Here is a 23,872-nt window from a genome sequence, read left to right as displayed (position 1 = left end):
CGTGGCTCAGCGCGTGGCGCTGAAGATCTTGCCCGGGTTCAGGATGTGGTTCGGATCGAGCGCGTCCTTGATCGCCCGCATCAGGTCCAGCGCGTCCTCGCCATGCTCCTGCACGAGGAAGCCCATCTTGTGCAGCCCCACGCCGTGCTCGCCGGTGCAGGTGCCGCCCATCGACAGCGCCCGTTCGACGATGCGGCGGTTGATCGCCTCGGCCTCGGCCATTTCCTCGGGCCGGGCCGTGTCCACCAGGATCGCCACGTGGAAATTGCCGTCGCCGACGTGGCCGACGATGGGGCAGGGCAGCGACGACGCGTTCAGGTCGCGCTCGGTCTCGGTCACGCAGTCGGCCAGGCGCGAGATCGGCACGCAGACGTCGGTGGTTACCGCGCGGCAGCCCGGCTTGAGCTGCAGCATGGCGAAGTAGGCCGTGTGGCGCGCGTTCCAGAGCCGCGAGCGGTCTTCGGGGCGGGTGGCCCATTCGAAGCCCTGGCCGCCGTGCTCGGCGACGATTTCCTGCACGGTCTCGGCCTGCTCGCGCACGCCGGCCTCGGTGCCGTGGAATTCGAAGAACAGGTGCGGGGTTTCGGGCAGCGTCAGGTTGTCGTGCCGGTTGATCGCGCGGATGGCCAGCGCATCGACAAACTCCACGCGGGCCACCGGCACGCCCAGCTGGATGGTCTGGATGGTCGCGCGCACGGCGTCGCCCATGCTTGGGAACGCGCAGACGGCCGCCGAGATGGCCTCCGGCTGCGGATACAGGCGCACGGTGACCTCGGTGATGATGCCCAGCGTGCCCTCGCTGCCGATGAACAGGCGCGTCAGGTCGTAGCCGGCCGACGACTTGCGCGCCTGGGTGCCGGTGCGGATCACGCGGCCGTCGGCCGTCACCACGGTCAGCGCCAGCACGTTCTCGCGCATGGTGCCGTAGCGCACGGCGTTGGTGCCCGATGCCCGGGTGGCGCACATGCCGCCCAGCGACGCATCGGCGCCCGGATCGATCGGGAAGAACAGCCCGGTGTCCTTGATCTCCTGGTTGAGCTGCTTGCGCGTCACGCCGGGCTGGACCGTGACGGTCAGGTCCTCGGGGTGCACGGCCAGCACGCGGTTCATCTGGGACAGGTCCAGGCTGACGCCGCCGGCCACGGCCAGCAGGTGGCCTTCCAGCGACGACCCGGCGCCGTAGGGAATCAGCGGCACGCCGTGGGCGTTGCACAGCCGCGCCACGTCGGCCACTTCCTCGGTGGTCTGGGCAAAGACCACGGCGTCAGGCAGCGCGGGCGGAAACGGCGACTCGTCGCGGCCGTGATGGTCGCGCACGCCGGCCGAGGTGGAGAACCGCTCGGCAAAGCGGGCCGACAGGGCGTCGGCCAGCGCGGACGGGAACGGACGGCGCGCCAGGGCGGCGGCAGGTGTGGGGTGGTTCATGCGGGTCTCCGGGCGGGCCGTATGGCGCTGTATGCAGTCGAATGCCGCTATTCTACGACCGGCCTACGCCGCGCGCGCCCCCGGATCGGTGGGCTTTTGCCGTCACCGGGCCGATAAACGGCCAGCCCGGGCCGGAAGCAGGCCATAATTGCGCCGCTTGACCGGGCCGCTCGGCCCCGGACACACCCTCATTGACCAAGGAGACCGGCATGGGCAACCGCCTGTCCAAGATTGCCACGCGCACCGGCGACGCCGGCACCACCGGCCTGGGCGACGGCAGCCGCGTGGGCAAGAACAGCCTGCGCATCGCCGCCATCGGCGACGTCGACGAGCTGAATTCCCATCTCGGCCTGCTGCTGACCGAGCCGGGCCTGCCCGACGACGTGCGCGACGCGCTGCTCCATATCCAGCACGACCTGTTCGACCTGGGCGGCGAGCTGTCGATCCCCGGCTACACGCTGCTCCAGCCGCCCCAGGTGGCCCAGCTCGACGCCTGGCTGGACCACTACAACGCCAGCCTGCCGCGGCTGGCCGAATTCATCCTGCCCGGCGGCAGCCGCGCTGCCGCCCAGGCCCACGTCTGCCGCACCGTGGCGCGCCGCGCCGAGCGCTCGCTGGTGGAGCTGGGCGCCGCCGAAGCGCTCAACGAGGCGCCGCGCCAGTACCTGAACCGGCTCTCGGACCTGCTGTTCGTGCTGGCCCGCGTGCTGAACCGCGCCGGCGGCGGCAGCGACGTGCTCTGGCAGCGCACCCGGCATCCCGAAAAGTAATTTATACGTAACATTCATCCGAGGGCGGGCGCAGACGGCCAAAAACCGAGAAATTTACTCGGCATTGCCGATTTCGCCCTTGAAATGGCCCGGGACGGCCACATTTCGCCCTCAGTCGAGTATGCAAGCCCCTGATGAGAGACAGGGCGAATAAGGAGAGAACACTATGGGTAAGATCATCGGTATCGACCTCGGTACCACCAATAGCTGCGTGTCGGTGCTGGAAGGCAACACGCCGAAGGTCATCGAGAACTCGGAAGGCGCCCGCACGACGCCGTCGATCATCGCCTACATGGAAGACGGCGAGATCCTGGTGGGCGCGCCCGCCAAGCGCCAGGCCGTCACGAACCCGCGCAACACGCTGTACGCCGTGAAGCGCCTGATCGGCCGCAAGTTCGAGGAAAAGGAAGTCCAGAAGGACATCGGCCTGATGCCGTACGCCATCGTCAAGGCCGACAACGGCGACGCATGGGTGGGTGTGCGCGACCAGAAGCTGGCCCCGCCGCAGGTGTCCGCCGAAGTGCTGCGCAAGATGAAGAAGACCGCCGAGGACTACCTGGGCGAGCCGGTGACCGAGGCCGTGATCACGGTGCCGGCGTACTTCAACGATTCCCAGCGCCAGGCCACCAAGGACGCCGGCCGCATCGCCGGCCTGGACGTCAAGCGCATCATCAACGAGCCGACCGCGGCCGCGCTGGCGTTCGGCATGGACAAGAACGAGAAGGGCGACCGCAAGATCGCCGTCTATGACCTGGGCGGCGGCACGTTCGACATCTCGATCATCGAGATCGCCGACGTGGACGGCGAGAAGCAGTTCGAGGTGCTGTCGACCAACGGCGACACGTTCCTGGGCGGCGAGGACTTCGACCAGCGGATCATCGACTACATCATCGGCGAGTTCAAGAAGGAACAGGGCGTCGACCTGTCGAAGGACGTGCTGGCCCTGCAGCGCCTGAAGGAAGCCGCCGAGAAGGCCAAGATCGAGCTGTCGAGCTCGCAGCAGACCGAGATCAACCTGCCGTACATCACGGCCGACGCCTCGGGCCCGAAGCACCTGAACCTGAAGATCACGCGCGCCAAGCTCGAAGCGCTGGTGGAAGACCTGATCTCGCGCACGATCGACCCGTGCCGCACCGCGATCAAGGACGCCGGCGTCAAGGTCAGCGACATCGACGACGTGATCCTGGTGGGCGGCATGACCCGCATGCCCAAGGTGCAGGAGCAGGTGCGCGAGTTCTTCGGCAAGGAAGCCCGCAAGGACGTGAACCCGGACGAAGCCGTGGCCGTGGGTGCCGCCATCCAGGGCTCGGTGCTGTCGGGCGACCGTACCGACGTGCTGCTGCTGGACGTGACGCCGCTGTCGCTGGGCATCGAGACGCTGGGCGGCGTGATGACCAAGATGATCAGCAAGAACACGACCATCCCGACCAAGCATGCCCAGGTGTTCTCCACCGCCGACGACAACCAGCCGGCCGTGACGATCAAGGTGTTCCAGGGCGAGCGCGAGATGGCCAGCGGCAACAAGCTGCTGGGCGAGTTCAACCTGGAAGGCATTCCGCCGTCGCCGCGCGGCACGCCGCAGATCGAGGTCTCGTTCGACATCGACGCGAACGGCATCCTGCACGTGGGCGCCAAGGACAAGGCCACCGGCAAGGAAAACCGCATCACGATCAAGGCGAACTCGGGCCTGTCGGAAGACGAGATCCAGCGCATGGTCAAGGACGCCGAGGCCAACGCCGAGGAAGACAAGAAGGCCCGCGAGCTGGCTGACGCCCGCAACCAGGCCGACGCGCTGATCCACTCGACCCGCAAGGCCGTGACCGAGCATGGCGACAAGCTGGAGGCCGGCGAGAAGGAAAAGATCGAAACGGCGATCAAGGAACTGGAAGACGCCGCACGCGGCGGCGACAAGGCCGAGATCGACGCCAAGGTGGCGGCGCTGTCCGAAGCCAGCCAGAAGCTGGGCGAGAAGGTCTACGCCGAGATGCAGGCCAAGGCTGGCGAAGCCGGCGCCGCGGGCGCGGCCGGTGGCGCGGGCGCGCAGCAGCAGGCCCAGCCGCAGGACGACAACGTCGTGGATGCCGAATTCAAGGAAGTGAACGACAAGAAGTAAGCGGGACGGGGGCGGCGGCGCCAGGTGATGCCGGCGCCGTCGCCCGCCCCCCACGCCGGGCGACGGTGGTCTGACTTGCGGTGCAAACCACGGTCGGACACCGCGCTCGGCTTTTTTGCTTATCGCGCGGCGGGGTTTTCCAGACCCGCCGGGCCAATCAGGTATGAGCCACCATGGCAAAACGTGACTACTACGAAGTGCTCGGGGTAGGCAAGAACGCGAGCGACGACGAGATCAAGAAGGCTTATCGCAAGCTCGCGATGAAATTCCATCCGGACCGCAATCCGGACAACAAGGAAGCCGAGGAAAAATTCAAGGAGGTCAAGGAAGCCTACGAGATGCTTTCCGACCCCGAGAAGAAGGCGGCCTACGACCAGTATGGCCACGCCGGCGTGGACCCGAACATGGCCGGCGGATTCGGTGCCGGCGGGTTTGGCGGCGGTGGCTTTGCCGAGGCATTCGGCGACATCTTTGGCGACATCTTCGGCCAGGCGGCCGCCGGTGGCCGCCGGGGCAACGGCCCGCAGGCGTATCGCGGCGCCGACCTGCGCTACAGCATGGAAATCTCGCTGGAGCAGGCCGCGCACGGCCACGAGGCGCAGATCCGCGTGCCGCACTGGGACGACTGCGACCACTGCCACGGCAAGGGCGCCGAGCCGGGGTCGTCGGTGGAAACCTGCCCGACCTGCAACGGCATCGGCCAGGTGCGCGTGTCGCAGGGCTTCTTCACGATGCAGCAGACCTGCCCGAAGTGCCACGGCAGCGGCAAGTTCATCCCCAAGCCGTGCACCAAGTGCCACGGCCAAGGCAAGCTGAAGTCGCAGAAGACGCTGGAGGTCAAGATCCCGGCCGGGATCGACGAAGGCATGCGCATCCGCTCGTCGGGCAACGGCGAGCCGGGCATCAACGGCGGGCCGCCGGGCGACCTCTACGTCGAAGTGCACATCAAGCCGCACGAGGTGTTCGAGCGCGACGGCGACGACCTGCACTGCCAGATGCCGATCTCGTTCGCCACGGCGGCGCTGGGCGGCGAGCTGGAAGTGCCGACGCTGGGCGGCAAGGCCAGCTTCCCGGTGCCCGAGGGCACGCAGGCCGGCAAGACGTTCCGGCTGCGCGGCAAGGGCATCAAGGGCGTGCGCTCGGGCTATCCTGGCGACCTCTACGTCCATGTGCTCGTGGAGACGCCGGTCAAGCTGACCGACGCCCAGAAGGAACTGCTGCGCCAGTTCGACCGCTCGGTTCACGAAGGCGGCTCGCGCCACAGCCCGCAGGAGCAATCCTGGCTGGACAAGGTGAAGAGCTTCTTCAGCTGATCCGGCGGCGGCTGGAAACTGAAACCGGCTACGTGCGCAACGTGGCCGGTTTTTTTATGTATGGTTGGTGCAGGATGGCCCGCACGCCGCCGCACAACCCACCACGCCCGCGCCTTGTCCGACTTTTCCGATCCTTTCGTCCTTCTCGATGACGCCCACGCGCCCGGCGTGGCCGCGTCGCGCCTGTACACCGGCTTCGCGCGCCAGGACGTGCTGGCGGCCGGCACCGACCCCGCCACGCTGGACGCGCTGCTGGCGCAGGGCTGGCAGGCCGGCCTGCACGTCGCGCTGTTCGCGCCCTACGAGTACGGTGGCCATCTGGTCGACGCGCCGGTGCACGTCGACACGGCGCTGCCGTTCCACGATGGCGCGCTGCGGCTGATGTGGTTCCGGTCGCTGGCGCGGCTCGACGCCGGCGCGGTGGCGGCCTGGCTGGACGCGCGCCGCCAGCCCGGCCCGGCCGGCGTGCTCGGCGTGGCCGGCAACTTGTCGCGCCAGCAGTACGCCGACGCCATCGCGCGCATCCACGCCTATATCGCGGCCGGCGACACCTACCAGGTCAACTTCACGCAGCGGCTGCGCTTCCAGGCGTTCGGCGACCCGGTGGCGTTCTACGCGGCGCTGCGCGCGGCCCAGCCGGTGCCGTTCGGCGCGCTGGCCCGGCTGCCCGGCGATGGCTGGGTGCTGTCGCTGTCGCCGGAACTGTTCGTCGCGCACGATGGCGACGGGCATCTGGTGGCCCGGCCGATGAAGGGCACGGCCCCGCGCACCGGCTATGCCGACGCCGACGCCCGGTCGGCAAGGGTGCTGGCCGCCGATCCGAAGAACCGGGCCGAGAACGTGATGATCGTCGACCTGCTCCGCAACGACCTCGGGCGGCTGGCCGTGCCGGGCAGCGTCCAGGTGCCGGCGCGCTTCATCGTCGAACCGTTCGGCCGGGTGCTGCAGATGACGTCGACGGTCACCGCCACCGCGCGGCCGGCCACGTCGTTCGGGGCGACCATGCAGGCGCTGTTTCCGTGCGGGTCGATCACCGGCGCGCCGAAGCGGCGGACCATGCAGATCATCGCCGAACTGGAGCCGTCGCCGCGCGGGCTCTACACCGGCGCCATCGGCTGGCTCGACGCCCCGCGCGATGCGCAGACGCTGGGCGCGTTCGGGCTGTCCGTCGCCATCCGCACGCTGGTGCTGGGGCCGGTGGCCGACGACGGCCTGCGGCGCGGCGAAATGGGCGTGGGCGGCGGCATCGTCCACGACAGCGTGGCCGACGACGAATTCGCCGAGTGCGGCTGGAAGGCGCGCTTCCTGACGGCCCACGATCCGGGCTTCACGCTGTTCGAGACCATGCACGCGCGCGACGGGGTGGTCCGGCACCGCGAGCGGCACCTGGCCCGCATCGCGGGCTCGTGCCACGCGTTCGGCTTCGCCATCGACCTGCCCGCCGTGCGCGCGGCGCTGCAGGCCGAAGCCGGCCGGCTTGGCGATGGCGACTGGCGCCTGCGGATGGCAATCGACAAGCAGGGCGGGGTCACGTTCGCCAGCGGCGCGCTGGCCCCGCTGCCATCGGGCGAGGTGGTCGTCGAACTGGGGGACACGCCGCTGCCGGTGGCAGATCCGCTGCGGCGCCACAAGCACAGCGCACGCGCCACCTTCGACCAGGGCTGGCAGGCCGCCGAGCAGGCCGGCGCATTCGACCGCCTGTTCTTCAACACACGCGGCGAACTGCTGGAAGGCGGGCGCTCGTCGGTGTTCGTCAAGGTCGACGGGCAATGGCTGACCCCGCCGCTGTCGGCCGATATCCTGCCCGGCGTGATGCGGGCCGCGGTGATCGAGGAAGGAGATGCGGCAATTGACGGCCCGGTGAAAGAGGCGCCGGTGACACGGGACATTGTGTTGCGCGCCGAGTCGGTAGCCATCGGCAATGCACTGCGCGGCGTGATGCGGGCGAGGGTGCGACGCCAGCGGGATTGACGAGGCCGTAGTCCCGCGGGGTTTTCTCCCCTCTCCCGCGCGCGGGAGAGAGGTCGCGGGAGAGGGCCAGCGGCTCAACCTGCGAGACGCCCGTGGTCGTTCAAGCGCCGGCCCTCACCCCCAGCCCCTCTCCCGCAGGAGGGAGAGGGGAGCCAAACCAAGCTACGGCATTACGTTTGGGCCCGGCTTACTCCACGCGCGGGGGAGATGGGAGCAACGCCCCCGGCATTGCCCGTGCCGTAGCCCACGGTTTTCTCCCCTCTCCCGCGCGCGGGAGAGGGGTCGGGGGAGAGGGCCAGCGGGTCAAGCCGCGAGACGCCCGTCTGGTCGTTCAAGCGCCGGCCCTCACCCCCAGCCCCTCTCCCGCAGGCGGGAGAGGGGAGCCAAACCAAGCTACGGCATTACGTTTGCGCGCGGCTTGCTTCACGCGCGGGGGAGAGGGGAGCCAAACCAAGCGAGCCATCACGGCTGGCCGGAGCCGTCGCTCAAGCCGAAAACGTATGTTCTTCCGCCGGGAAGCTGCTGTCCTTCACGGCGGTCACGTAGGCCCGGACGGCGGCCTCGATCGAGGTCTGGCCTTCCATGAAGTTGCGGACGAACTTGGCCTTGCGGCCGGGGTAGATGTTCAGCATGTCCTGCAGCACCAGCACCTGGCCCGAGCAGTCCACGCCGGCGCCGATGCCGATGGTGGGCACCTTCAGCAGCGCGGTGACTTCGCCGGCCAGCTTGGCGGGGACGGCTTCCATCAGGATGACCTGCGCGCCGGCCGCTTCCAGGGCTTGCGCGTCGCGCTTCAGTTGCGCGGCGCCGGCCTCGGTCTTGCCCTGCACCTTGAAGCCGCCGAACGCGTGCACGGACTGCGGCGTCAGGCCGATGTGGGCGCAGACCGGGATGCTGCGCTCGACCAGGAACTTCACGACGGGCGCCAGCCATTCGCCGCCTTCGAGCTTGACCATCTGCGCGCCGGCGCGCATCAGCGTGGCGGCGCTCTCGAACGCCTTCTCGGGCGTGGGATAGGTGCCGAACGGCAGGTCCGTCACCAGCAGCGCGGTCTGGTTGCCGCGCGCCACGCATTCGGTGTGGTAGGCCATGTGCTCCAGCGTGACGGGCAGCGTGGTCTGCTGGCCCTGCATCACGTTGCCCAGCGAATCGCCGACCAGGATCATCTCCACGCCGCAGTAGTCGAGCAGCGCGGCGAAGCTGGAGTCGTAGGCGGTCAGCATGGCGATCTTGTCGCCCGCGTCGCGCATGGCCTGCAGCCGGGGGATCGTGACGGTCTTGCGGGAGGGATCGAGGAGGTAACTCATGGCGGTGCCCGTAGGAGTGGCGGCCGTGGAGCGCCGGATACGCCCCGGCGGCGGCCGTTGTCGTTATCGTGTCGTGCTGCCGGGGGCCTTAGGCGCGTCTTTGCAGCGGCGGGTGGAGCAGACTCAGGGCGCGGCGAGATTCAGGAAAGCCTTGCGGCCCCGCATGGTCTCGATGCGCGACAGTAGTGTACGGAAATCGCCGTCGTTGTCCACCGGATTGAAATGCGCGGTATCGACGATCAGCACCGGCGCGTCGTCGTAGCGGTGGAACAGCTCGCCATAGGCGTCGTGCAGGCGCTGCAGGTACGACTCGTCGATGGCGGTTTCGCCCGGCAGCCCGCGCCGCAGGATGCGCTCGCGCAGCAGCGATGGCGTGGCCTGCAGCAGGATCACCAGGTCCACGCGCTGCGCGGGCAGCGCCAGCCGGGCGGCCAGCGCGTCGTAGAGCGCGAGTTCGTCGGGCTCCAGCGTCAGCGCGGCGTAGAGCCGGTCGCGCGGCGCCACGAAGTTGGTAATCATCCGATGGCCGGCCAGCATCGCCGCCTGCCACTGCTGCAACTGCGTGGCACGCTGGTTCAGGCACGCCAGCTGCATCGGCAGCGCGTAGCGCGCCGGTTCACGGTAGAAGCGTTCCAGGAAGGGATTGTGGCGGGCGCCGTCGGGCAGTTCGCCGGCCCGCAGGTATTGCGCCAGCCGCTGCGCCAGCGCCGATTTGCCGGAGCCGACGGGGCCTTCGATGACGATGCGGCGCAGGTGGTCGAGCATGGCCGGGATGCTCCGTCGCGCTCAGGTCGGCGCGTTGCCTTCCTGCAAGCGGGTGCACTTGCATGAGGAAAGCTTCTCGATGCGCTGGCCCTGCACGCCGGGCAGGTAGCCGGCCGCGCGGCCGTGGCCGGGAATCTCCAGCGCCGGGTCCAGTTCCAGCAGCGGCACCAGCACGAACGCGCGCTCGGTGATGCGCGGGTGCGGCACGGTCAGCGTCTCGGTGTTGATGGCATCGGCGCCGAACAGCAGCAGGTCCAGGTCCAGCGTGCGTGGGGCGTTCTGGAACGGCCGCTCGCGGCCGAACTGGTCTTCGATGTGGTGGCAGATGCGCAGCAGCTGCGGCGCGGTAAACGACGTCTCGATCTTCACCACGGCGTTGAAGTAGTCGTCGCCCGTCGCGTCGACCGGCGCGGTGCGATAGAACGAAGACCGGGCCACGACCGTGATGCCGACCTGCTGGGCCAGGCACACGATCGCGTCCTTCAATGCCTGGCGCGCATCGCCAAGATTGGCGCCGATGCCGATGAAGGCGAGCGTCATGTTATTCCTCCGGCTGGGCGCGGCGGGGGTCCGGCTCGGACTGACCTCCATCGGTCCGGTCGGCGGCATCCGCCTCGCTGCGGGAAGACACTTTATCCGATTTCCGCGGACCGCGCCGGCGGCGCCGCTTGCGTGCCGGGGCGTCGCCCTCGGGGCCGCCGGCGAACTCCGTGCCGCCTTCGTCGCCGGCGTCCGCGCCACCTTCGGCACCTTCATGGGCGGCATCGCCGCCGCGTGCGCCGCCCTTGCCGGACTTGCCGCGCGCGGGCCGTACGGCGTCGATCAGCGTCTCGCGTTCCTCGGGATGGGCGTTCTGGAAGTCCGTCCACCACTGGCCCAGCTCGGCCGGCTGTTCGCCCGCCTGGCAGCGCAGTTGCAGGAAGTCGTAGCCCGCGCGGAAGCGCGGCGATTCCAGCAGCCGGTAAGGCATGCGGCCCACGCGCTTTTCAAAGCGCGGCTGCATGCCCCAGATGTCGCGCATATCGGTGACAAAGCGGCGCTGGATGGCCAACTGGCCGGTCTGCTTTTCCAGCACCATGTCCATGGCCGTGTTCAGCGCGGCGATCGGGTGCTCGCCGCCTTCGCGCAGCTTGGTCCAGCGCTGCAGCACGTGGTGCCACAGCAGCGACGCGAACAGGAAGCCCGGCGATACCGGCTTGCCGGCCTGCACGCGGCGGTCGGTGTTGTCGAGCGCAAGCTGCACGAAGCGCTGGCCCATCGGCTGCTCGATCGCCACGTCCAGCAGCGGCAGCAGGCCCTTGTGCAGGCCGGCCTTGCGCAGTTCCTGCAGCGACGCCCAGGCGTGGCCGGACATCAGCAGCTTCAGCATCTCGTCGAACAGCCGCGCGCTGGGCACGTTGTGGATCAGCGGCGCCAGCTCGCCGATCGGCAGGCGCGTGGCCTCGTCGATGCCAAAGCCGGTCTTGGCCGCAAAGCGCACCACGCGCAGCATGCGCACCGGGTCTTCGCGGTAGCGGGTGACGGGGTCGCCGATCATCCGCAGCGTCTTCGCGCGGATGTCTTCCATGCCGTGATGATAGTCATGCACGGTCTGGGCGGCCGGATCGTAGTACATCGCGTTGATCGTGAAGTCGCGGCGCTCGGCGTCCTCGGCCTGCGAGCCCCAGACGTTGTCGCGCAGCACGCGGCCGCTGGCGTCGATCGCATGCGTCTTGCTGTCCAGCTCCGCGCGCTTCAGGCGGCGGCCCTCGGGCAGCGTCTCGCTGGCCACGGCGTCGACCAGCGCGCGGAACGTGGAGACTTCGATGATTTCCTGCTCGCGGCCGCCGTAGAACGTCACGTGGACGATCTGGAACCGCCGGCCGATGATGCGCGAGCGGCGGAACAGGGCCTGCACCTGCTCCGGCGTGGCGTTGGTGGCCACGTCGAAGTCCTTCGGCTTGATGCCTAGCAGCAGGTCGCGCACGGCGCCGCCCACGATGAAGGCCTGGTAGCCGGCCTGCTGGAGCGTGGACGTCACCTTGACGGCGTTGCGCGAGATCAGGGACGGATCGATGCGGTGTTCGTCGACGCCGACGATGTTCGGCATGTGGGCGCGGCCGGTGCGGCGCTGTTTCGGCCCCGGCTTGCCGAGCAGCCGGGTGATGAGCTTCTTGATCACGTCAGAACAGGTCCATGATGCGCCAGCCGGCGGCGGCCGCGTGGTTGCGCAGGCGGTCGTCGGGGTTGGCGGCGATCGGCTCGCTGACTTTTTCGAGCAGCGGCAGGTCGTTGGCCGAATCGCTGTAGAACGTGGTGGTGCCAAAGTCGTCCCACTTCGCGCCCAGGCTCTTGAGCCAGCTTTCCACGCGGGTGATCTTGCCCTCGCGGAAGCTCGGCACGCCCATGACCTCGCCGGTGAAGGCGCTCTCGGGCTTGCCGTCGACGGTCTCCGGGTCGGTGGCGATCAGGTGCTTGATGCCGAATGCCTGCGCGATGGGGGCGGTGACGAAGCTGTTGGTGGCGGTGACCACGGCGCACAGGTCGCCGGCTTCCAGGTGCTTGTACACCAGCGCCTTGGCCTGCGGCGTGATGACGGGCTCGATGACCTCGTGCATGAAGCGCACGCGCCACTGGTCCAGGCGGTCGCGCGGGTTGGCCGCCAGCGGGGCCAGCGCGAAGCGCAGGAATTCCTGGATATTGAGCGTCCCAGCCTTGTATTGGCTGTAGAACTCGTCGTTCTTGCGACGATACGATTCCTCGTCGACGACGCCCATGCGGACCAGGAAGCGGCCCCATTCGTGGTCGCTATCGGTCGGGATCAGGGTGTGGTCGAGGTCAAACAGTGCCAGATTCATGGGGCGCGATTTTACATTAAGGTGCCGCGGGCGGTCGGCCTGGCCCGGGCGGGGGTGGGGCGGCGCGTGGCCGGCCCCGCGGATGGGGGGCGGGGCGGCTACTCCCGGAATTCGGCGAACATTTCGCGCAGCAGCGGCAGCGTCACGGCCCGCTTGCGCTCCAGCGCATACATGTCCAGCGCGTCCAGCAGGGCCATCAGGCTCGGCATGTCGCGGTAGTGGCGCGTGACCAGCCAGTGCGGGATTTCGGGCGATAGCTGCAACCCGCGTTCCCTGGCGGCCTGCACCAGCGCGGCCATCTTGTCCTCGTCGGACAGCGGCTGGAGCTGGTAGACAAGCCCCCAGCCCAGCCGTGTGCGCAGGTCTTCACGTACCGGCATCGCGCGTGGCGCCAGGCCGCCCGCCACGATCAGCGCGCACCGCACATGGGCGCGCACTTCGTTGTACAGCGAAAACACGGCGATCTGGCGCGCCTCATCCAGCAGCTCCACGTTGTCGACCGTGTAGACCTGGCAGGCCGGATCGAAGATGAAGTCGGCCAGCGCGTGGTGCGGGCTCAGGTAGCGGCAGTTCAGTCCCGCGTGGATGGCGCCGTCGCAGACCGCGTGCAGCAGGTGCGTGCGGCCCGAGCCCATGTCGCCCCACAGGTAGACCAGCCGGTCGTTGGCCTGCTCGCGTGCCACCTGGCCGGGCAGTTCCTTCAGCCGCTGCACGGGCTCGCGGTTGGCAGCCACGAAAAAATTCTCGAACGTCGAAGGGGGCGGGCTGCCCAGTTCGAGAGATAGCTGCTTGTGACTTTGACGCGGTGACATGACGAATCCGTAACTTGCGCGATGCGGGTGCGCTAGCAGGCCGATGCGCCCGCCTACTGGTCGCCGGGAGCCTGTATCCGTTAAAATCGCGATTTTACTGGAGTCGCGCCCGCGCCCCGCGTCCGATTGTCCCCAACGGTCCGGGAAGCGCGTCAAAAAGCGGCGGATTCCACACTTCACCCTCCTCAAAGACAAGCAGGTTCTCATGAGCGCATCCCCGACCGCCGGCCAGGCAGGCCTTTCCTACCGCGATGCCGGTGTTGACATCGATGCCGGCGACGCCCTGGTCGACCGCATCAAGCCGTTTGCCAAGCGCACCATGCGCGAAGGCGTGATGGCGGGCATCGGCGGTTTCGGCGCCCTGTTCGAGCTGTCGAAGAAGTTCCAGGAGCCGGTGCTGGTCTCCGGCACGGACGGCGTGGGCACCAAGCTCAAGCTGGCGTTCCAGTTGAACCGCCACGACACCGTGGGCCAGGACCTCGTGGCGATGAGCGTGAACGACATCCTGGTGCAGGGTGCCGAGCCGCTGTTCTTCCTCGACTACTTCGCCTGCGGCAAGCTGGACGTGGACACCGCCGCGACGGTCATCCAGGGCATCGCCCACGGCTGCGAACTGGCCGGCTGCGCGCTGATCGGCGGCGAGACCGCCGAGATGCCGTCGATGTACCCGGACGGCGAGTACGACCTGGCCGGTTTTGCGGTCGGCGCGGTGGAAAAGAAGAAGATCATCGACGGCACGACGATCCGCCCGGGCGACGTGGTGCTGGGCCTGGCCTCGTCGGGTGCGCACTCGAACGGTTACTCGCTGGTGCGCAAGATCATCGAGGTGGCCAAGCCGGACCTGAATGCCGATTTCCACGGCCAGCGCCTGCAGGACGCCATCATGGCGCCCACGCGCATCTACGTGAAGCCGCTGCTGTCGCTGATCGAGACGCTGCCGGTCAAGGGCATGGCCCACATTACCGGCGGCGGCCTGACCGAGAACGTGCCGCGCGTGCTGGCCGACAACCTGACAGCCGTGATCCAGAAGGACGCCTGGACGCTGCCGCCGCTGTTCCAGTGGCTGCAGGCCCAGGGCAACGTGGCCGACGCCGAAATGCACCGCGTGTTCAACTGCGGCATCGGCATGGTGGTGATCGTCGCCAAGGAAGACGCCGAACGCGCCATCCGCCACCTGCAGGCCGCCGGCGAAGCCGTGTGGCAGATCGGTGAGATCCAGGAACGCGCCGAAGGCCAGGCCCAGACGGTGGTGGTGTAACGCCCCACCGGTGTAGTGCTCCCCTCGCCGCATGGCGGGAGAGGGGAGAAACCTCCCTCCCCGGCGTTCCTACGCCGCCCCCAGCTCCCGCAACGCTTCCCCCGTTACCCGGCAGATCCGCCAGTCCGGCATCACGTCGGCGCCCATGGCGCGGTAGAAGTCGATCGACGGCTGGTTCCAGTCCAGCACCGACCATTCGAAGCGGCCGCAGTCGCGCGCCACGGCCAGTGCCGCCAGATGCTTGAGCAGCGCCTTGCCGAGCCCGTGGCCGCGCCAGGCCGGTTCCACGAACAGGTCTTCCAGGTAGAGCCCCGGCTTGGCCAGAAAGGTCGAGAAATTGTGGAAGAACAGCGCAAAGCCCACGGCGCGCGGGGCGCCATCCTGGTCGACTTCCACGAGTACCGCTTCCGCATGGGGCCGGGCGCCAAACAGCGCGGCTTCGATCTTCTGCGGCGTGGCTTCCACCAGATGGGTCAGCTTTTCGTATTCGGCCAGGTCGGAGATCAGGCGGAACAGCGTGGCGCTGTCGGCAGGCATGGCGGGGCGGATCGAGAACGGGGTCATGGCGGGGCGTGCCGAGCGTCGGCGCTTGAAAAAGTGAACGCCGATTATCGTCCAGCTCTGGCGCGATCACCAGCCCGCGGCGCGGGCCACCTGGGCGACGTAGTCGGGCGCCAGCGCATCGACGGACACGCGCTCGGGCGTGCTGCGCAGCCACGTCAACTGGCGTTTGCAAAGCTGGCGCGTGGCGGCGATGCCGCGCTCGCGCATGGTGGCGAAGTCGCAGTCGCCATCCAGATACTCCCAGACCTGCCGATACCCGACGCACCGCATCGACGGCAGCCCCAGGTGCAGGTCGCCGCGCGCGCGCAGGGCCTTGACCTCGTCCAGCAGGCCGCCTTCGAGCATGGCGTCGAAGCGGGCGGCGATGCGCGCGTGCAGCACGGCGCGGTCCGATGGCTCCAGCGCGATCACCCGGTAGCGCGCGTCGGCGGCGCCGGCGAACGTGCGGGCATCGGCCTGGCGGGCCAGCAGCGCCGACATCGGCTGGCCGCTCAGGCGGAAGATTTCGAGCGCGCGCTGGATGCGCTGCGCATCGTTCGGCGCCAGGCGGGCGGCGGTCACCGGGTCCACCTCGGCCAGCATCGCATGCAGCGCCGGCCAGCCGCGCGCGGCCGCCAGCGCGTCCAGTTCGGCGCGCAGGGCCGGGTCGGCCTGCGGCAGGTCGTTCAGCCCCTGCGTCAGCGCCTTGTAGTAGAGCATCGTGCCGCCCACGATCAGCGGCGTGCGCCCGCGCGCGCGAATATCGTCCACCAGCCGCTCGGCATCGGTCACGAACTGCGCGGCCGAGTAGCTGTCGAGCGGGTCGATGATGTCGATCAGGTGGTGCGGCACGCTGGCCAGTTCGTCGGGCGTCGGCTTGGCCGTGCCGATATCCATGCCGCGATAGACCAGCGCCGAATCGAGGCTGATGATCTCCACGGGCCGGCGCGCGGCCAGGGCCAGCGCCGCCGCGGTCTTGCCCGAGGCGGTGGGACCCAGCAGGCAGACGACGGGCGGGTGAGTGGAAGACTGCGCGGACATCTTGCAGGCAGGTTACTGGCCGCGCAGGAACAGGCGGTCGAGTTCGGTCACGGTCAACTGGACCCAGGTGGGACGGCCGTGGTTGCACTGGTCGGCGCGCTCGGTCTGCTCCATCTGGCGCAGCAGCGCGTTCATTTCCTCGATCGTGAGCTTGCGGTTGGCGCGCACGGCGCTGTGGCACGCCAGCGTGGCCAGCAGTTCGTTGCGGCGCTCGGCCAGCACGCGCGAGCCGCCGAACGATTGCAGGTCGCGCAGCACGTCGCGCGCCAGCGCCTCGGCGTCGGCCTGCTTCAGCAGCGCCGGCACCGCGCGCACGGCCAGCGTGGTGGGCGACACCGGCGCGATGTCGAAGCCCAGCAACTGCAGCGTTTCCTGATGTTCCTCGGCGGCGCCGATCTCGACCGGGCTGGCGGGCAGCGTCACCGGGATCAGCAGCGGCTGCACCGCAAGGTCGCGGGCGTCCAGACCGGTCTTGATCTGCTCGTAGAGAATGCGTTCGTGGGCCGCGTGCATGTCGACCAGCACCAGCCCGCGCGCGTTCTGCGCCAGCACGTAGATGCCGTGGAGCTGGGCGATGGCGTAGCCGAGCGGATGGTCGGCGTCGGCATCGTCATCGTTCGTGGCCGGCAGGCCGGCGTCGCGCGGCGGCAGGCGGTCCAGCAGGCCGGGCGGCTCGTCGGCGCGGGCAGCCTGGGCATCGGCCAGCCAGGCCGGCGGCTGCGGGGACGGCTGCCAGGCCCGCGCGGTGTCGCCGGACGCCGGCGCGGTAGCCTCGCGCACCATGCCCAGGTACGCCTGGCGCGGCTGGGCGATGCCCAGCTCGCTCTGGCGGCCGGCCGAATAGTTGATCCACTGCGGCGCGGCGCCGGGCACGCCGGCCGGACGTGCCGCCGGCATCGGCACCAGCCCGGCACCCTCGCCGGTATCGGAATGCAGGCTGTCGCCCTGTTCGCCGGCCTGGCGCGCCAGGCAGCGCTGCACGGCGTGGTAGACAAACTGGTGCACCGCGCGCGATTCGCGGAAGCGCACTTCGATCTTCGACGGGTGCACGTTGACGTCGACCAGCTCGGGCGGCAGGTCCAGGCACAGCACGTACGACGGGAAGCGGTCGCCGTGCAGCACGTCCTGGTAGGCGCTGCGCACGGCGTGGTTCAGCAGCTTGTCGCGCACGAAGCGGCCGTTGACGAAGAAATACTGCTGGTCCGGCCGCCCGCGCGACGCGGTGGGCAAGCCGGCAAAGCCGTACAGGTGCAGCGCGTCGGCGCCTTCGTCCAGCGCCAGCCGGGCGCGCGCGAAGTCGCTGCCCAGCACCTGGGCGGTGCGCGTGGCCACGTCGCCGGCGTTCCAGTGTTCGAGCGGCTTGCCGTTGTGGTGGACCGAGATCGTGACGTCGGGCCGTGCCAGCGCCGCGCGGCGGATCATTTCCAGGCAATGGCCCAGCTCGGTCTGCTCGGACTTGAGGAACTTTCTGCGCGCCGGCGTGTTGAAGTACAGGTGCTGGACGTCGATCATCGTGCCGACCCCGCCGGACGCGGGCTGCACGTGGCCGGTATCGGCGCTGATTTGCGTGGCATGGGCGTCGCCGGCCGTGCGGCTGGTCAGCACGAGGTGCGACACGGAAGCGATGGACGCCAGCGCCTCGCCGCGGAAGCCCAGCGTCAGCACCGATTCCAGCTCGTCGAGCGAGGCAATCTTGCTGGTGGCGTGCCGCATCAGGGCCACCGGCAGTTCGCTGGCGGGAATGCCGCAGCCGTTGTCGGTGATGACGATTCGGCGCACGCCGCCTTCCTCCAGCCGGATGCCCAGTTGCGTGGCGCCGGCGTCGAGCGCGTTTTCGAGCAGTTCCTTGACCACCGACGCGGGCCGCTCCACCACCTCGCCGGCGGCGATCTGGCTGATCAGTTGATCGGGCAACGGCCGGATCGGGCGGCCGGGCTGGGTGGTGCGGAGGGAGGCCCGGGCTTCGGGCAGGGCGGCGTCGGCAGGCATGCGGGCGATTATACGTGCGGCCGGACACCTTTTCGGCGCACTCCGGACCGGCAGGGGCCGGAACGGTTTCATGGCTCTTGTATGATGGGGGCCTTCACGAGAGAGAGGTCAAATTTGGATACCGCATTGCACCTGTTCGACATGATCCTGCATGTCGACAAATTCCTCGGTCAGTTCGTCCTGGACTACGGCGTCTGGGTCTACGGCATCCTGTTTGCCATCGTGTTCGCGGAAACCGGCCTCGTGGTCGTGCCGTTCCTGCCTGGGGATTCGCTGCTGTTCATCGCGGGGGCCATGTGCGCCACCGGGGCGATGAACGAGTGGATGCTCTGCGGCCTGCTGTTCGCGGCCGCGGTGATCGGCAACACCGTCAACTATTTCATCGGCAGCTGGATCGGGCCGAAGGTGTTTGACCACCAGTGGCGCTTCCTGGACCAGAACGCGCTGCGCAAGACGCACGATTTCTACGAGCGCCACGGCGGCAAGACGCTGGTCATGGCGCGTTTCATCCCGATCGTGCGGACGTTTGCGCCGTTCGTGGCGGGGGTGTCTCAGATGACGTTCGCGCGCTTCCAGCTCTTCAACGTGCTGGGCGCCGCCCTGTGGGTGTTCGGCCTGGTCTTTGCCGGCTACTTCTTCGGCAACCTGCCGTTCATCAAGCAGTACCTGAACCTGATCGTGCTGGCCGGGATCGGCGCGGCCATCGTGCCGCTGGTGCTGGGCGGGCTCTGGAAGCTGGTGCGCGGCCCGCGCCGCCGTCCGGCCGACCGCAAGCCCTGATCGCGGGGCGCCCGTGGGGCGCTCACCGGTGGGCCGTCAGCTCAGGCTGCGGCTCATCATCCGCAGGGCCGGCATGCGGTCGCGGATCTGCGTGGTGTCGGCCGCATCGGGCCGCGCCCGCACGTAGGCTTCCAGGTCTTCCAGCGCCGGCCGGAAGCACTCCAGGTTGGCATAGGCCAGCCCCCGGTCGCGCACTTCCTCGATCGAATCGGGCAGCAGGATGACCAGGCGGTTCTGCACCGCCAGCAGCCGCTGCCAGCGCGATTCCTGCAGGTAGATCGCCTTCAGGTTGCGCAGCATGCGCGCCACGATCTCGCGGTGGCCGGCCACCTGCAGGAACAATCCCAGCGGTACCTCGTTGGACCCGGTGATGCCTTCGCGCTCCAGCCACGGGTCGAGCATTTCCTGCAACTGCTCCCGGGACAGCGTCTCGCCGGTCAGCGGGTCGAGCACGACCTCGCCGGCCGGAATGGTCATGCGCACCAGAAAGTGGTTCGGGAACGACACCCCCTTGAGCGGCAGGCCGATCTGCTGGCCCAGTTCCATGTACAACACGGCCAGCGAGATGGGAATGCCGCGGCGCTGCTTGAGCACCACGTTCAGGTAGGAGTTGTCGGGGTCGTAGTAGTCGTTCGCGTTGGGCCCGAAGCCCAGGTCGCGGTAGAAGAAATGATTGAGCAGCCGCAGGCGCTGGATGGCCGGCGTGCCCTCGGCAATCCGGCGCTTCAGGCGCACCGCCAGCACGTCCAGCGCGGCAAGCTCGGCCTGCAGGTCGAGGTCCGGATAGGCGTCCTGGGCGATCGCGAGCGCGGTTTCCGTCAGCGGGATGGCGTCGTCGTCGGCCACGAGGCTGGCGAAATAGTCCAGGACTTTCGTGGAGGTCATGGGGGCGATGTTCCTGACTAGCCGGCGCGGCGCCGGAAGGCCGCATAGCGCAGGCCCATGAGCCACAGTGTACCGAAGTAGACCGCCGCCGCAAGTACCAGGCAGGCCGCCATCAGCGCGATGCGCAGCCAGGGGGTGGCGCCCATTCCCACCCAGTCGAAGTTGCGCGAGAACCAGAGCAGCATGCCCGACAGGATCAGCACGGCCGCCACCAGCCGCAGCAGGAACAGCCCCCATCCCGGCGCGGGATGGTAGAAGCCGCGCCGGCGCAGGCCGAAGAACAGCAGCAGCGCGTTGACCGTGGCACCAAAGCTGATCGACAGCGCCAGCCCCGCATGGGCGAACATCGGCACGAACACGAAGTTCGACACCTGGGTGATGACCAGCACCAGCACCGCGATCTTGACCGGCGTGCGGATGTCCTGCCGCGCATAGAAGCCAGGCGTCAGGATCTTGATCAGGATGAGGCTCAGCAGCCCGACGCCGTAGGTGGCCACGGCCTGGCGCGTCATTTCCACGGCGTGGGCGTCGAACTTCCCATAGTTGAACAGCACCGACGTCAGCGGCGTGCCGAACACGAAGAGGCCCACCGCGCACGGCACGGCCAGCAGGAAGGTCAGGCGCAGGCCCCAGTCCAGCAGGCCCGAATATTCCTCGCGGTCGTCGTTGGCGCTGGCGCGCGACAGGCTGGGCAGCAGGATGGTGCCCAGCGCCACGCCCAGCAGGGCCGTGGGGAATTCCATCAGCCGGTCGGCATAGGTCAGGTACGACACGCTGCCCGCCGCCAGCCGCGACGCGATATTCGTATTGATGATCAGGCTGATCTGGGCCACGGACACGGCCAGCAGCGCCGGCGCCATCTGCCGGGCCACGCGCCGGGCGCCGGGGTTGGACCACGCCGCGCGCAGGTTCAGCGACACGCGCGGCAGCACGCCCAGGCGCCGCATGGCCGGGACCTGGATGGCCAGTTGCAGCACGCCGCCCACCAGCACGCCCCACGCCTGCGCGTAGATCGGCTGCGCCATGTGCGGGCCGACCCACAGCGCCGCCACGATCAGGCAGACGTTGAGCAGCACCGGCGTGAAGGCCGGCACGGCAAAGTTGCGCCACGTGTTCAGCACGCCCGACGCCAGCGCCACCATCGAGATCAGGCCGATGTACGGGAACATGACGCGCGTCATGAATACGGCGGCGTCGTAGGTCTCGGCGTCGCCCCGGAAGCCGGTGGCCACGACGGTCATGACAATCGGCGCGGCCACCACGCCCAGCAGCGACACGGCAGCCAGCACCCAGGCCATCACCGTGGCCACGGCGTCGATCAGCCGGTGGGTTTCCTCGTCGCCGCGCTTGCCGTGGTACTCGTTCAGGATCGGCACGAACGCCTGCGAGAACGCGCCCTCGCCAAAGATGCGGCGCAGCAGGTTGGGGATGCGGAACGCCACGTTGAAGGCGTCGGTCATGTCCGAGGCGCCAAAGGCCCGGGCGATCAGGATTTCGCGCATCAGGCCCGTGATGCGCGAGAGCATCGTCAGGCCGCTGATGGTGGCGAGCGCTTTGAGGAGGTTCAAGGTATCGGTCGGGGGAAGCTGCGGTGCCTGGCGCCGGCAAGCCGGGCGCCTTGTCTGGCGGATCAGACGCCCGGCCGCGCGCAAAGTTGCCGCGGCGCCACGCCGGGGTGCCGATTGTGGCGCTTATTATACGGATCGGCCACGGTTTGCCGGCTGCGGGGGCGCCGTGGCGCAAGTGTCGCGGATCGGCCTTGCCTCCGGCGCGGCCATGTGTGTATAATCGCCGATTCGCAAGGACAGTCGCGTCCAGGATTCGTTTGTCGAAACATCCCGGGTCGCACGATGTGACTTAATTGTTGCGTCCCAAATTATTGCGTCGCCCCGGGCGCGCATTCTGAATTCAGGAAGAGATACATGGCAAATTCCGCACAAGCTCGCAAGCGCGCGCGCCAGGCCGTCGCCGCGAACGCCCACAACTCCAGCCTGCGCTCGCGTCTGCGCACCGCCGTCAAGGCCGTTCGCAAGGCCATTGACGCTGGCGACAAGGCCGCAGCCGCCGAGATCTTCAAGCAATCGCAGACGATCATCGACAGCATCGCCGACAAGAAGATCGTGCACAAGAACAAGGCAGCGCGCCACAAGTCGCGCCTGTCGGCCGCCATCAAGTCGATGGCTGCCTGATAACCGCCCGGGCCGCTCCGGCGGCCGGTGGTATCGAAAAGCCCGTCTCCGGACGGGCTTTTTTGTTGCCGGACGATCCGCCTCGGGTGGGCCGTCCAGGAAAAAAACCCGGCGCAGGCCGGGTTTTGCTTTTCTGGTGCCGGGCGGGCCGGTCAGTCGTGATGCACCGAACAGGCTTCCACGACCTGCAGGTTGTTGTCGCGGGCAAAATTCAGCACGAAGTCCAGCGCCTTGGGCTCGATCTCGCGCAGCCGGGTATCGACCACCACGTTCTTCACGCCAGCCACGATCACGGGCCGCACGTACGGCGAGTAGGTCAGTCGGGGATCGCCGGTATCGCCCTCGGGTCGGAATTGCGCCATCACGCCGCACAGCCGCTCGGCCCAGTCGCTGGGACGGAAGGTCTTGCCTTCCTTTGTCACGCCTTGGATGAAATATTCGCGAACTTGGGGGGTGGTCATGGGACTGCGGGGATCTGCTTGGTGACTCGACGGTAAACCCGTGGCACGGGCGCCCCGTTTGACGGGTCCGGCGGGCGATTGGTTCGCGCGCGTCCGGACGGGGAGCGGGGCGGTCATGTCGACGGGGGCACTTTTGATGCCGGCGGCGGGCGGTGGCATGGGTATGCCGGGCCCCGCGTGAATCAGCGAGTATTATATCTTATATAAGACTTGCGCATACGACGAAATCCTGTCGGGAACCTGTCAGCGGCCGCCATCAGGGTCCTCTGCCGGGTTAACGGCGCGGGCTCGCCAAAGCTGGAATAATCCCTTATGATCTTTGCAATTACATTGCGTAAGCGACGCGAAAGGCGGCTCCGCGACACGCTCCAGTCCTGAAGGTTTGCGCTTGGCGCGCGCCTCCGGACTGCGTGTCCCAAGCGAGTCGCCTTCTTTGTTTTATGAGCCCAACCCCGATCAAGCATTACCTCCAGTTCAGCGACCTCGGTGCCGATGAGTACGCGTACCTGCTGGACCGCGCAAGGATCCTGAAGGCGAAGTTCAAGAACTACGAGACATGGCACCCGCTGCACGACCGCACGCTGGCCATGATCTTCGAGAAGAATTCCACGCGTACGCGGCTGTCGTTCGAGGCTGGCGTCCACCAGCTTGGCGGCCATGCGGTGTTCCTGAACACGCGCGATTCACAGCTGGGCCGCGGCGAGCCGATCGAGGACGCGGCCCAGGTCATCTCGCGGATGGTGGACATCATCATGATCCGCACCTACGGCCAGGACATCATCGACCGCTTTGCCGCCCACTCGCGCGTGCCGGTCATCAACGGCCTGACCAACGAATACCACCCGTGCCAGGTGCTGGCCGATGTCTTCACGTACATCGAGCAGCGCGGCAGCATCGCCGGCAAGACCGTGGCGTGGATCGGCGACGCCAACAACATGGCGTACACGTGGATCCAGGCGGCCGAGCGGCTCGACTTCACGTTCACGTTCTCGGCGCCGCCGGGATACCAGCTTGACCCGGCGATGGTGCCGGCCTCCGCCGCGTCGCGCGTGAAGGTGTTTGCCGATCCGCTGCAGGCCTGCGAGGGCGCCCACCTGGTGACCACCGACGTCTGGACCAGCATGGGCTTCGAGGCCGAGAACGACGCCCGCAAGCGCGCGTTCAAGGACTGGATGGTGACCACGGCGATGATGGACCGCGCCGCCGCCGACGCGTTGTTCATGCACTGCCTGCCCGCGCACCGCGGCGAGGAAGTGGAAGCCGCCGTGATCGACGGCCCGCGCAGCGTGGTCTGGGAAGAAGCCGAAAACCGCCTGCACGTGCAGAAGGCGCTGATGGAATACCTGCTCTGCGGCCGCTACTGAGCGCGCACCGGAGCCGATGGAAGGGGGCCGCGAGGGCTCCCTTTTTTAC

Annotated in this window: 21 protein-coding genes; 8 read left to right on the top strand and 13 right to left on the bottom strand. The window is 68.4% G+C overall.

Features of this window, described 5'->3' with window-relative positions:
• Nucleotides 1-6 precede the first annotated feature (6 nt).
• Complete coding sequence (locus EPAKOI_RS13445; RefSeq protein ID WP_423192404.1) at nucleotides 7-1,425, bottom strand: FAD-binding oxidoreductase; 1,419 nt, start codon at nucleotides 1,423-1,425, stop codon at nucleotides 7-9.
• A gap of 209 nt (nucleotides 1,426-1,634) precedes the next feature.
• Between EPAKOI_RS13445 and EPAKOI_RS13440 the strand changes: the two genes are divergently transcribed.
• The 4 genes from EPAKOI_RS13440 (at nucleotide 1,635) to EPAKOI_RS13425 (ending at nucleotide 7,592) form a co-directional block, all read left to right on the top strand.
• Nucleotides 1,635-2,195, top strand: a complete 561-nt coding sequence (locus tag EPAKOI_RS13440) for a cob(I)yrinic acid a,c-diamide adenosyltransferase (protein WP_124685038.1) — start codon at nucleotides 1,635-1,637, stop codon at nucleotides 2,193-2,195.
• Between the two features lie 166 nt (nucleotides 2,196-2,361).
• A complete protein-coding gene (dnaK, locus tag EPAKOI_RS13435; RefSeq protein WP_124683331.1) occupies nucleotides 2,362-4,308 on the top strand; it encodes a molecular chaperone DnaK in 1,947 nt (648 codons plus the stop codon).
• A gap of 173 nt (nucleotides 4,309-4,481) precedes the next feature.
• Nucleotides 4,482-5,621 carry a molecular chaperone DnaJ gene (gene dnaJ, locus EPAKOI_RS13430; RefSeq protein WP_124683332.1) on the top strand — a complete coding sequence of 380 codons (1,140 nt, stop codon included), beginning with the start codon at nucleotides 4,482-4,484 and terminating at the stop codon, nucleotides 5,619-5,621.
• Nucleotides 5,622-5,681: 60 nt separating this feature from the next.
• Nucleotides 5,682-7,592, top strand: a complete 1,911-nt coding sequence (locus EPAKOI_RS13425) for a chorismate-binding protein (RefSeq protein WP_423192403.1) — start codon at nucleotides 5,682-5,684, stop codon at nucleotides 7,590-7,592.
• A gap of 485 nt (nucleotides 7,593-8,077) precedes the next feature.
• Here EPAKOI_RS13425 and panB read toward each other — a convergent pair whose 3' ends face one another.
• The 6 genes from panB to hda form a co-directional block, all read right to left on the bottom strand.
• On the bottom strand, nucleotides 8,078-8,899 hold the full coding sequence (gene panB / locus EPAKOI_RS13420; protein WP_423192402.1) for a 3-methyl-2-oxobutanoate hydroxymethyltransferase: 822 nt from the start codon (nucleotides 8,897-8,899) through the stop codon (nucleotides 8,078-8,080).
• A 123-nt stretch (nucleotides 8,900-9,022) separates the two neighbouring features.
• Entirely contained in the window at nucleotides 9,023-9,664 is a 642-nt protein-coding gene (locus EPAKOI_RS13415; RefSeq protein ID WP_124683335.1) for a deoxynucleoside kinase, read from the bottom strand.
• 21 nt (nucleotides 9,665-9,685) lie between these two features.
• A complete protein-coding gene (gene folK / locus EPAKOI_RS13410; RefSeq protein ID WP_124683336.1) occupies nucleotides 9,686-10,204 on the bottom strand; it encodes a 2-amino-4-hydroxy-6-hydroxymethyldihydropteridine diphosphokinase in 519 nt (172 codons plus the stop codon).
• Nucleotide 10,205: 1 nt separating this feature from the next.
• Nucleotides 10,206-11,825, bottom strand: coding sequence for a polynucleotide adenylyltransferase PcnB (gene pcnB / locus EPAKOI_RS13405; RefSeq protein WP_423192401.1), 1,620 nt, complete (start codon nucleotides 11,823-11,825; stop codon nucleotides 10,206-10,208).
• A 1-nt stretch (nucleotide 11,826) separates the two neighbouring features.
• On the bottom strand, nucleotides 11,827-12,501 hold the full coding sequence (locus EPAKOI_RS13400; RefSeq protein ID WP_124683338.1) for an HAD family hydrolase: 675 nt from the start codon (nucleotides 12,499-12,501) through the stop codon (nucleotides 11,827-11,829).
• Between the two features lie 98 nt (nucleotides 12,502-12,599).
• Nucleotides 12,600-13,313 carry a DnaA regulatory inactivator Hda gene (gene hda / locus EPAKOI_RS13395; protein ID WP_124683339.1) on the bottom strand — a complete coding sequence of 238 codons (714 nt, stop codon included), beginning with the start codon at nucleotides 13,311-13,313 and terminating at the stop codon, nucleotides 12,600-12,602.
• 205 nt (nucleotides 13,314-13,518) lie between these two features.
• On the opposite strand from hda, the gene purM reads away from it, so the two are divergent.
• On the top strand, nucleotides 13,519-14,571 hold the full coding sequence (purM, locus tag EPAKOI_RS13390) for a phosphoribosylformylglycinamidine cyclo-ligase (protein WP_313835284.1): 1,053 nt from the start codon (nucleotides 13,519-13,521) through the stop codon (nucleotides 14,569-14,571).
• A 69-nt stretch (nucleotides 14,572-14,640) separates the two neighbouring features.
• Here the strand turns inward: purM and EPAKOI_RS13385 are convergent, their stop codons facing one another.
• The 3 genes from EPAKOI_RS13385 to mutL all read right to left on the bottom strand — a co-directional run bounded on the left by EPAKOI_RS13385 (nucleotide 14,641) and on the right by mutL (nucleotide 18,144).
• Complete coding sequence (locus tag EPAKOI_RS13385; protein WP_423192400.1) at nucleotides 14,641-15,135, bottom strand: GNAT family N-acetyltransferase; 495 nt, start codon at nucleotides 15,133-15,135, stop codon at nucleotides 14,641-14,643.
• Between the two features lie 66 nt (nucleotides 15,136-15,201).
• On the bottom strand, nucleotides 15,202-16,155 hold the full coding sequence (gene miaA, locus EPAKOI_RS13380) for a tRNA (adenosine(37)-N6)-dimethylallyltransferase MiaA (RefSeq protein ID WP_423192399.1): 954 nt from the start codon (nucleotides 16,153-16,155) through the stop codon (nucleotides 15,202-15,204).
• Nucleotides 16,156-16,167: 12 nt separating this feature from the next.
• Nucleotides 16,168-18,144, bottom strand: coding sequence for a DNA mismatch repair endonuclease MutL (gene mutL, locus EPAKOI_RS13375; RefSeq protein WP_423192398.1), 1,977 nt, complete (start codon nucleotides 18,142-18,144; stop codon nucleotides 16,168-16,170).
• Nucleotides 18,145-18,228: 84 nt separating this feature from the next.
• On the opposite strand from mutL, the gene EPAKOI_RS13370 reads away from it, so the two are divergent.
• Nucleotides 18,229-18,924 (top strand): VTT domain-containing protein, encoded by a 696-nt coding sequence (locus tag EPAKOI_RS13370; protein ID WP_409558978.1) that lies wholly within the window; start codon nucleotides 18,229-18,231, stop codon nucleotides 18,922-18,924.
• A gap of 36 nt (nucleotides 18,925-18,960) precedes the next feature.
• Here the strand turns inward: EPAKOI_RS13370 and EPAKOI_RS13365 are convergent, their stop codons facing one another.
• Entirely contained in the window at nucleotides 18,961-19,809 is an 849-nt protein-coding gene (locus EPAKOI_RS13365; RefSeq protein WP_124683345.1) for a SirB1 family protein, read from the bottom strand.
• A gap of 17 nt (nucleotides 19,810-19,826) precedes the next feature.
• Nucleotides 19,827-21,377 carry a murein biosynthesis integral membrane protein MurJ gene (gene murJ / locus EPAKOI_RS13360; protein WP_124683346.1) on the bottom strand — a complete coding sequence of 517 codons (1,551 nt, stop codon included), beginning with the start codon at nucleotides 21,375-21,377 and terminating at the stop codon, nucleotides 19,827-19,829.
• Nucleotides 21,378-21,731: 354 nt separating this feature from the next.
• On the opposite strand from murJ, the gene rpsT reads away from it, so the two are divergent.
• The gene (gene rpsT / locus EPAKOI_RS13355; RefSeq protein WP_124683347.1) at nucleotides 21,732-21,998 is read left to right on the top strand and encodes a 30S ribosomal protein S20; all 267 of its coding nucleotides are present in this window, start codon (nucleotides 21,732-21,734) and stop codon (nucleotides 21,996-21,998) included.
• 152 nt (nucleotides 21,999-22,150) lie between these two features.
• Here the strand turns inward: rpsT and EPAKOI_RS13350 are convergent, their stop codons facing one another.
• Nucleotides 22,151-22,459, bottom strand: a complete 309-nt coding sequence (locus tag EPAKOI_RS13350) for a DUF3579 domain-containing protein (protein ID WP_124683348.1) — start codon at nucleotides 22,457-22,459, stop codon at nucleotides 22,151-22,153.
• 440 nt (nucleotides 22,460-22,899) lie between these two features.
• On the opposite strand from EPAKOI_RS13350, the gene argF reads away from it, so the two are divergent.
• The gene (argF, locus tag EPAKOI_RS13345) at nucleotides 22,900-23,823 is read left to right on the top strand and encodes an ornithine carbamoyltransferase (protein WP_423192397.1); all 924 of its coding nucleotides are present in this window, start codon (nucleotides 22,900-22,902) and stop codon (nucleotides 23,821-23,823) included.
• The last annotated feature ends 49 nt before the right edge of the window (nucleotides 23,824-23,872 follow it).

It is taken from the genome of Cupriavidus sp. H18C2 (assembly GCF_049393795.1).
GTDB classification, from domain to species: Bacteria; Pseudomonadota; Gammaproteobacteria; order Burkholderiales; family Burkholderiaceae; genus Cupriavidus; species Cupriavidus pauculus_C.
This window is presented reverse-complemented; position numbering and strand designations above follow the sequence as displayed.

Bases quoted from the DNA above. Each gene is read 5' to 3' on its own strand.
- EPAKOI_RS13365 (WP_124683345.1), bottom strand. From the start codon at position 19,809: ATGACCTCCACGAAAGTCCTGGACTATTTCGCCAGCCTCGTGGCCGAC.
- EPAKOI_RS13370 (WP_409558978.1), top strand. From the start codon at position 18,229: ATGGGGGCCTTCACGAGAGAGAGGTCAAATTTGGATACCGCATTGCAC.
- purM (WP_313835284.1), top strand. From the start codon at position 13,519: ATGAGCGCATCCCCGACCGCCGGCCAGGCAGGCCTTTCCTACCGCGAT.
- panB (WP_423192402.1), bottom strand. From the start codon at position 8,899: ATGAGTTACCTCCTCGATCCCTCCCGCAAGACCGTCACGATCCCCCGG.
- rpsT (WP_124683347.1), top strand. From the start codon at position 21,732: ATGGCAAATTCCGCACAAGCTCGCAAGCGCGCGCGCCAGGCCGTCGCC.
- EPAKOI_RS13415 (WP_124683335.1), bottom strand. From the start codon at position 9,664: ATGCTCGACCACCTGCGCCGCATCGTCATCGAAGGCCCCGTCGGCTCC.
- EPAKOI_RS13445 (WP_423192404.1), bottom strand. From the start codon at position 1,425: ATGAACCACCCCACACCTGCCGCCGCCCTGGCGCGCCGTCCGTTCCCG.
- EPAKOI_RS13385 (WP_423192400.1), bottom strand. From the start codon at position 15,135: ATGACCCCGTTCTCGATCCGCCCCGCCATGCCTGCCGACAGCGCCACG.
- dnaK (WP_124683331.1), top strand. From the start codon at position 2,362: ATGGGTAAGATCATCGGTATCGACCTCGGTACCACCAATAGCTGCGTG.
- hda (WP_124683339.1), bottom strand. From the start codon at position 13,313: ATGTCACCGCGTCAAAGTCACAAGCAGCTATCTCTCGAACTGGGCAGC.
- EPAKOI_RS13400 (WP_124683338.1), bottom strand. From the start codon at position 12,501: ATGAATCTGGCACTGTTTGACCTCGACCACACCCTGATCCCGACCGAT.
- EPAKOI_RS13425 (WP_423192403.1), top strand. From the start codon at position 5,682: ATGGTTGGTGCAGGATGGCCCGCACGCCGCCGCACAACCCACCACGCC.
- EPAKOI_RS13350 (WP_124683348.1), bottom strand. From the start codon at position 22,459: ATGACCACCCCCCAAGTTCGCGAATATTTCATCCAAGGCGTGACAAAG.
- dnaJ (WP_124683332.1), top strand. From the start codon at position 4,482: ATGGCAAAACGTGACTACTACGAAGTGCTCGGGGTAGGCAAGAACGCG.
- folK (WP_124683336.1), bottom strand. From the start codon at position 10,204: ATGACGCTCGCCTTCATCGGCATCGGCGCCAATCTTGGCGATGCGCGC.
- EPAKOI_RS13440 (WP_124685038.1), top strand. From the start codon at position 1,635: ATGGGCAACCGCCTGTCCAAGATTGCCACGCGCACCGGCGACGCCGGC.
- argF (WP_423192397.1), top strand. From the start codon at position 22,900: ATGAGCCCAACCCCGATCAAGCATTACCTCCAGTTCAGCGACCTCGGT.
- mutL (WP_423192398.1), bottom strand. From the start codon at position 18,144: ATGCCTGCCGACGCCGCCCTGCCCGAAGCCCGGGCCTCCCTCCGCACC.
- miaA (WP_423192399.1), bottom strand. From the start codon at position 16,155: ATGTCCGCGCAGTCTTCCACTCACCCGCCCGTCGTCTGCCTGCTGGGT.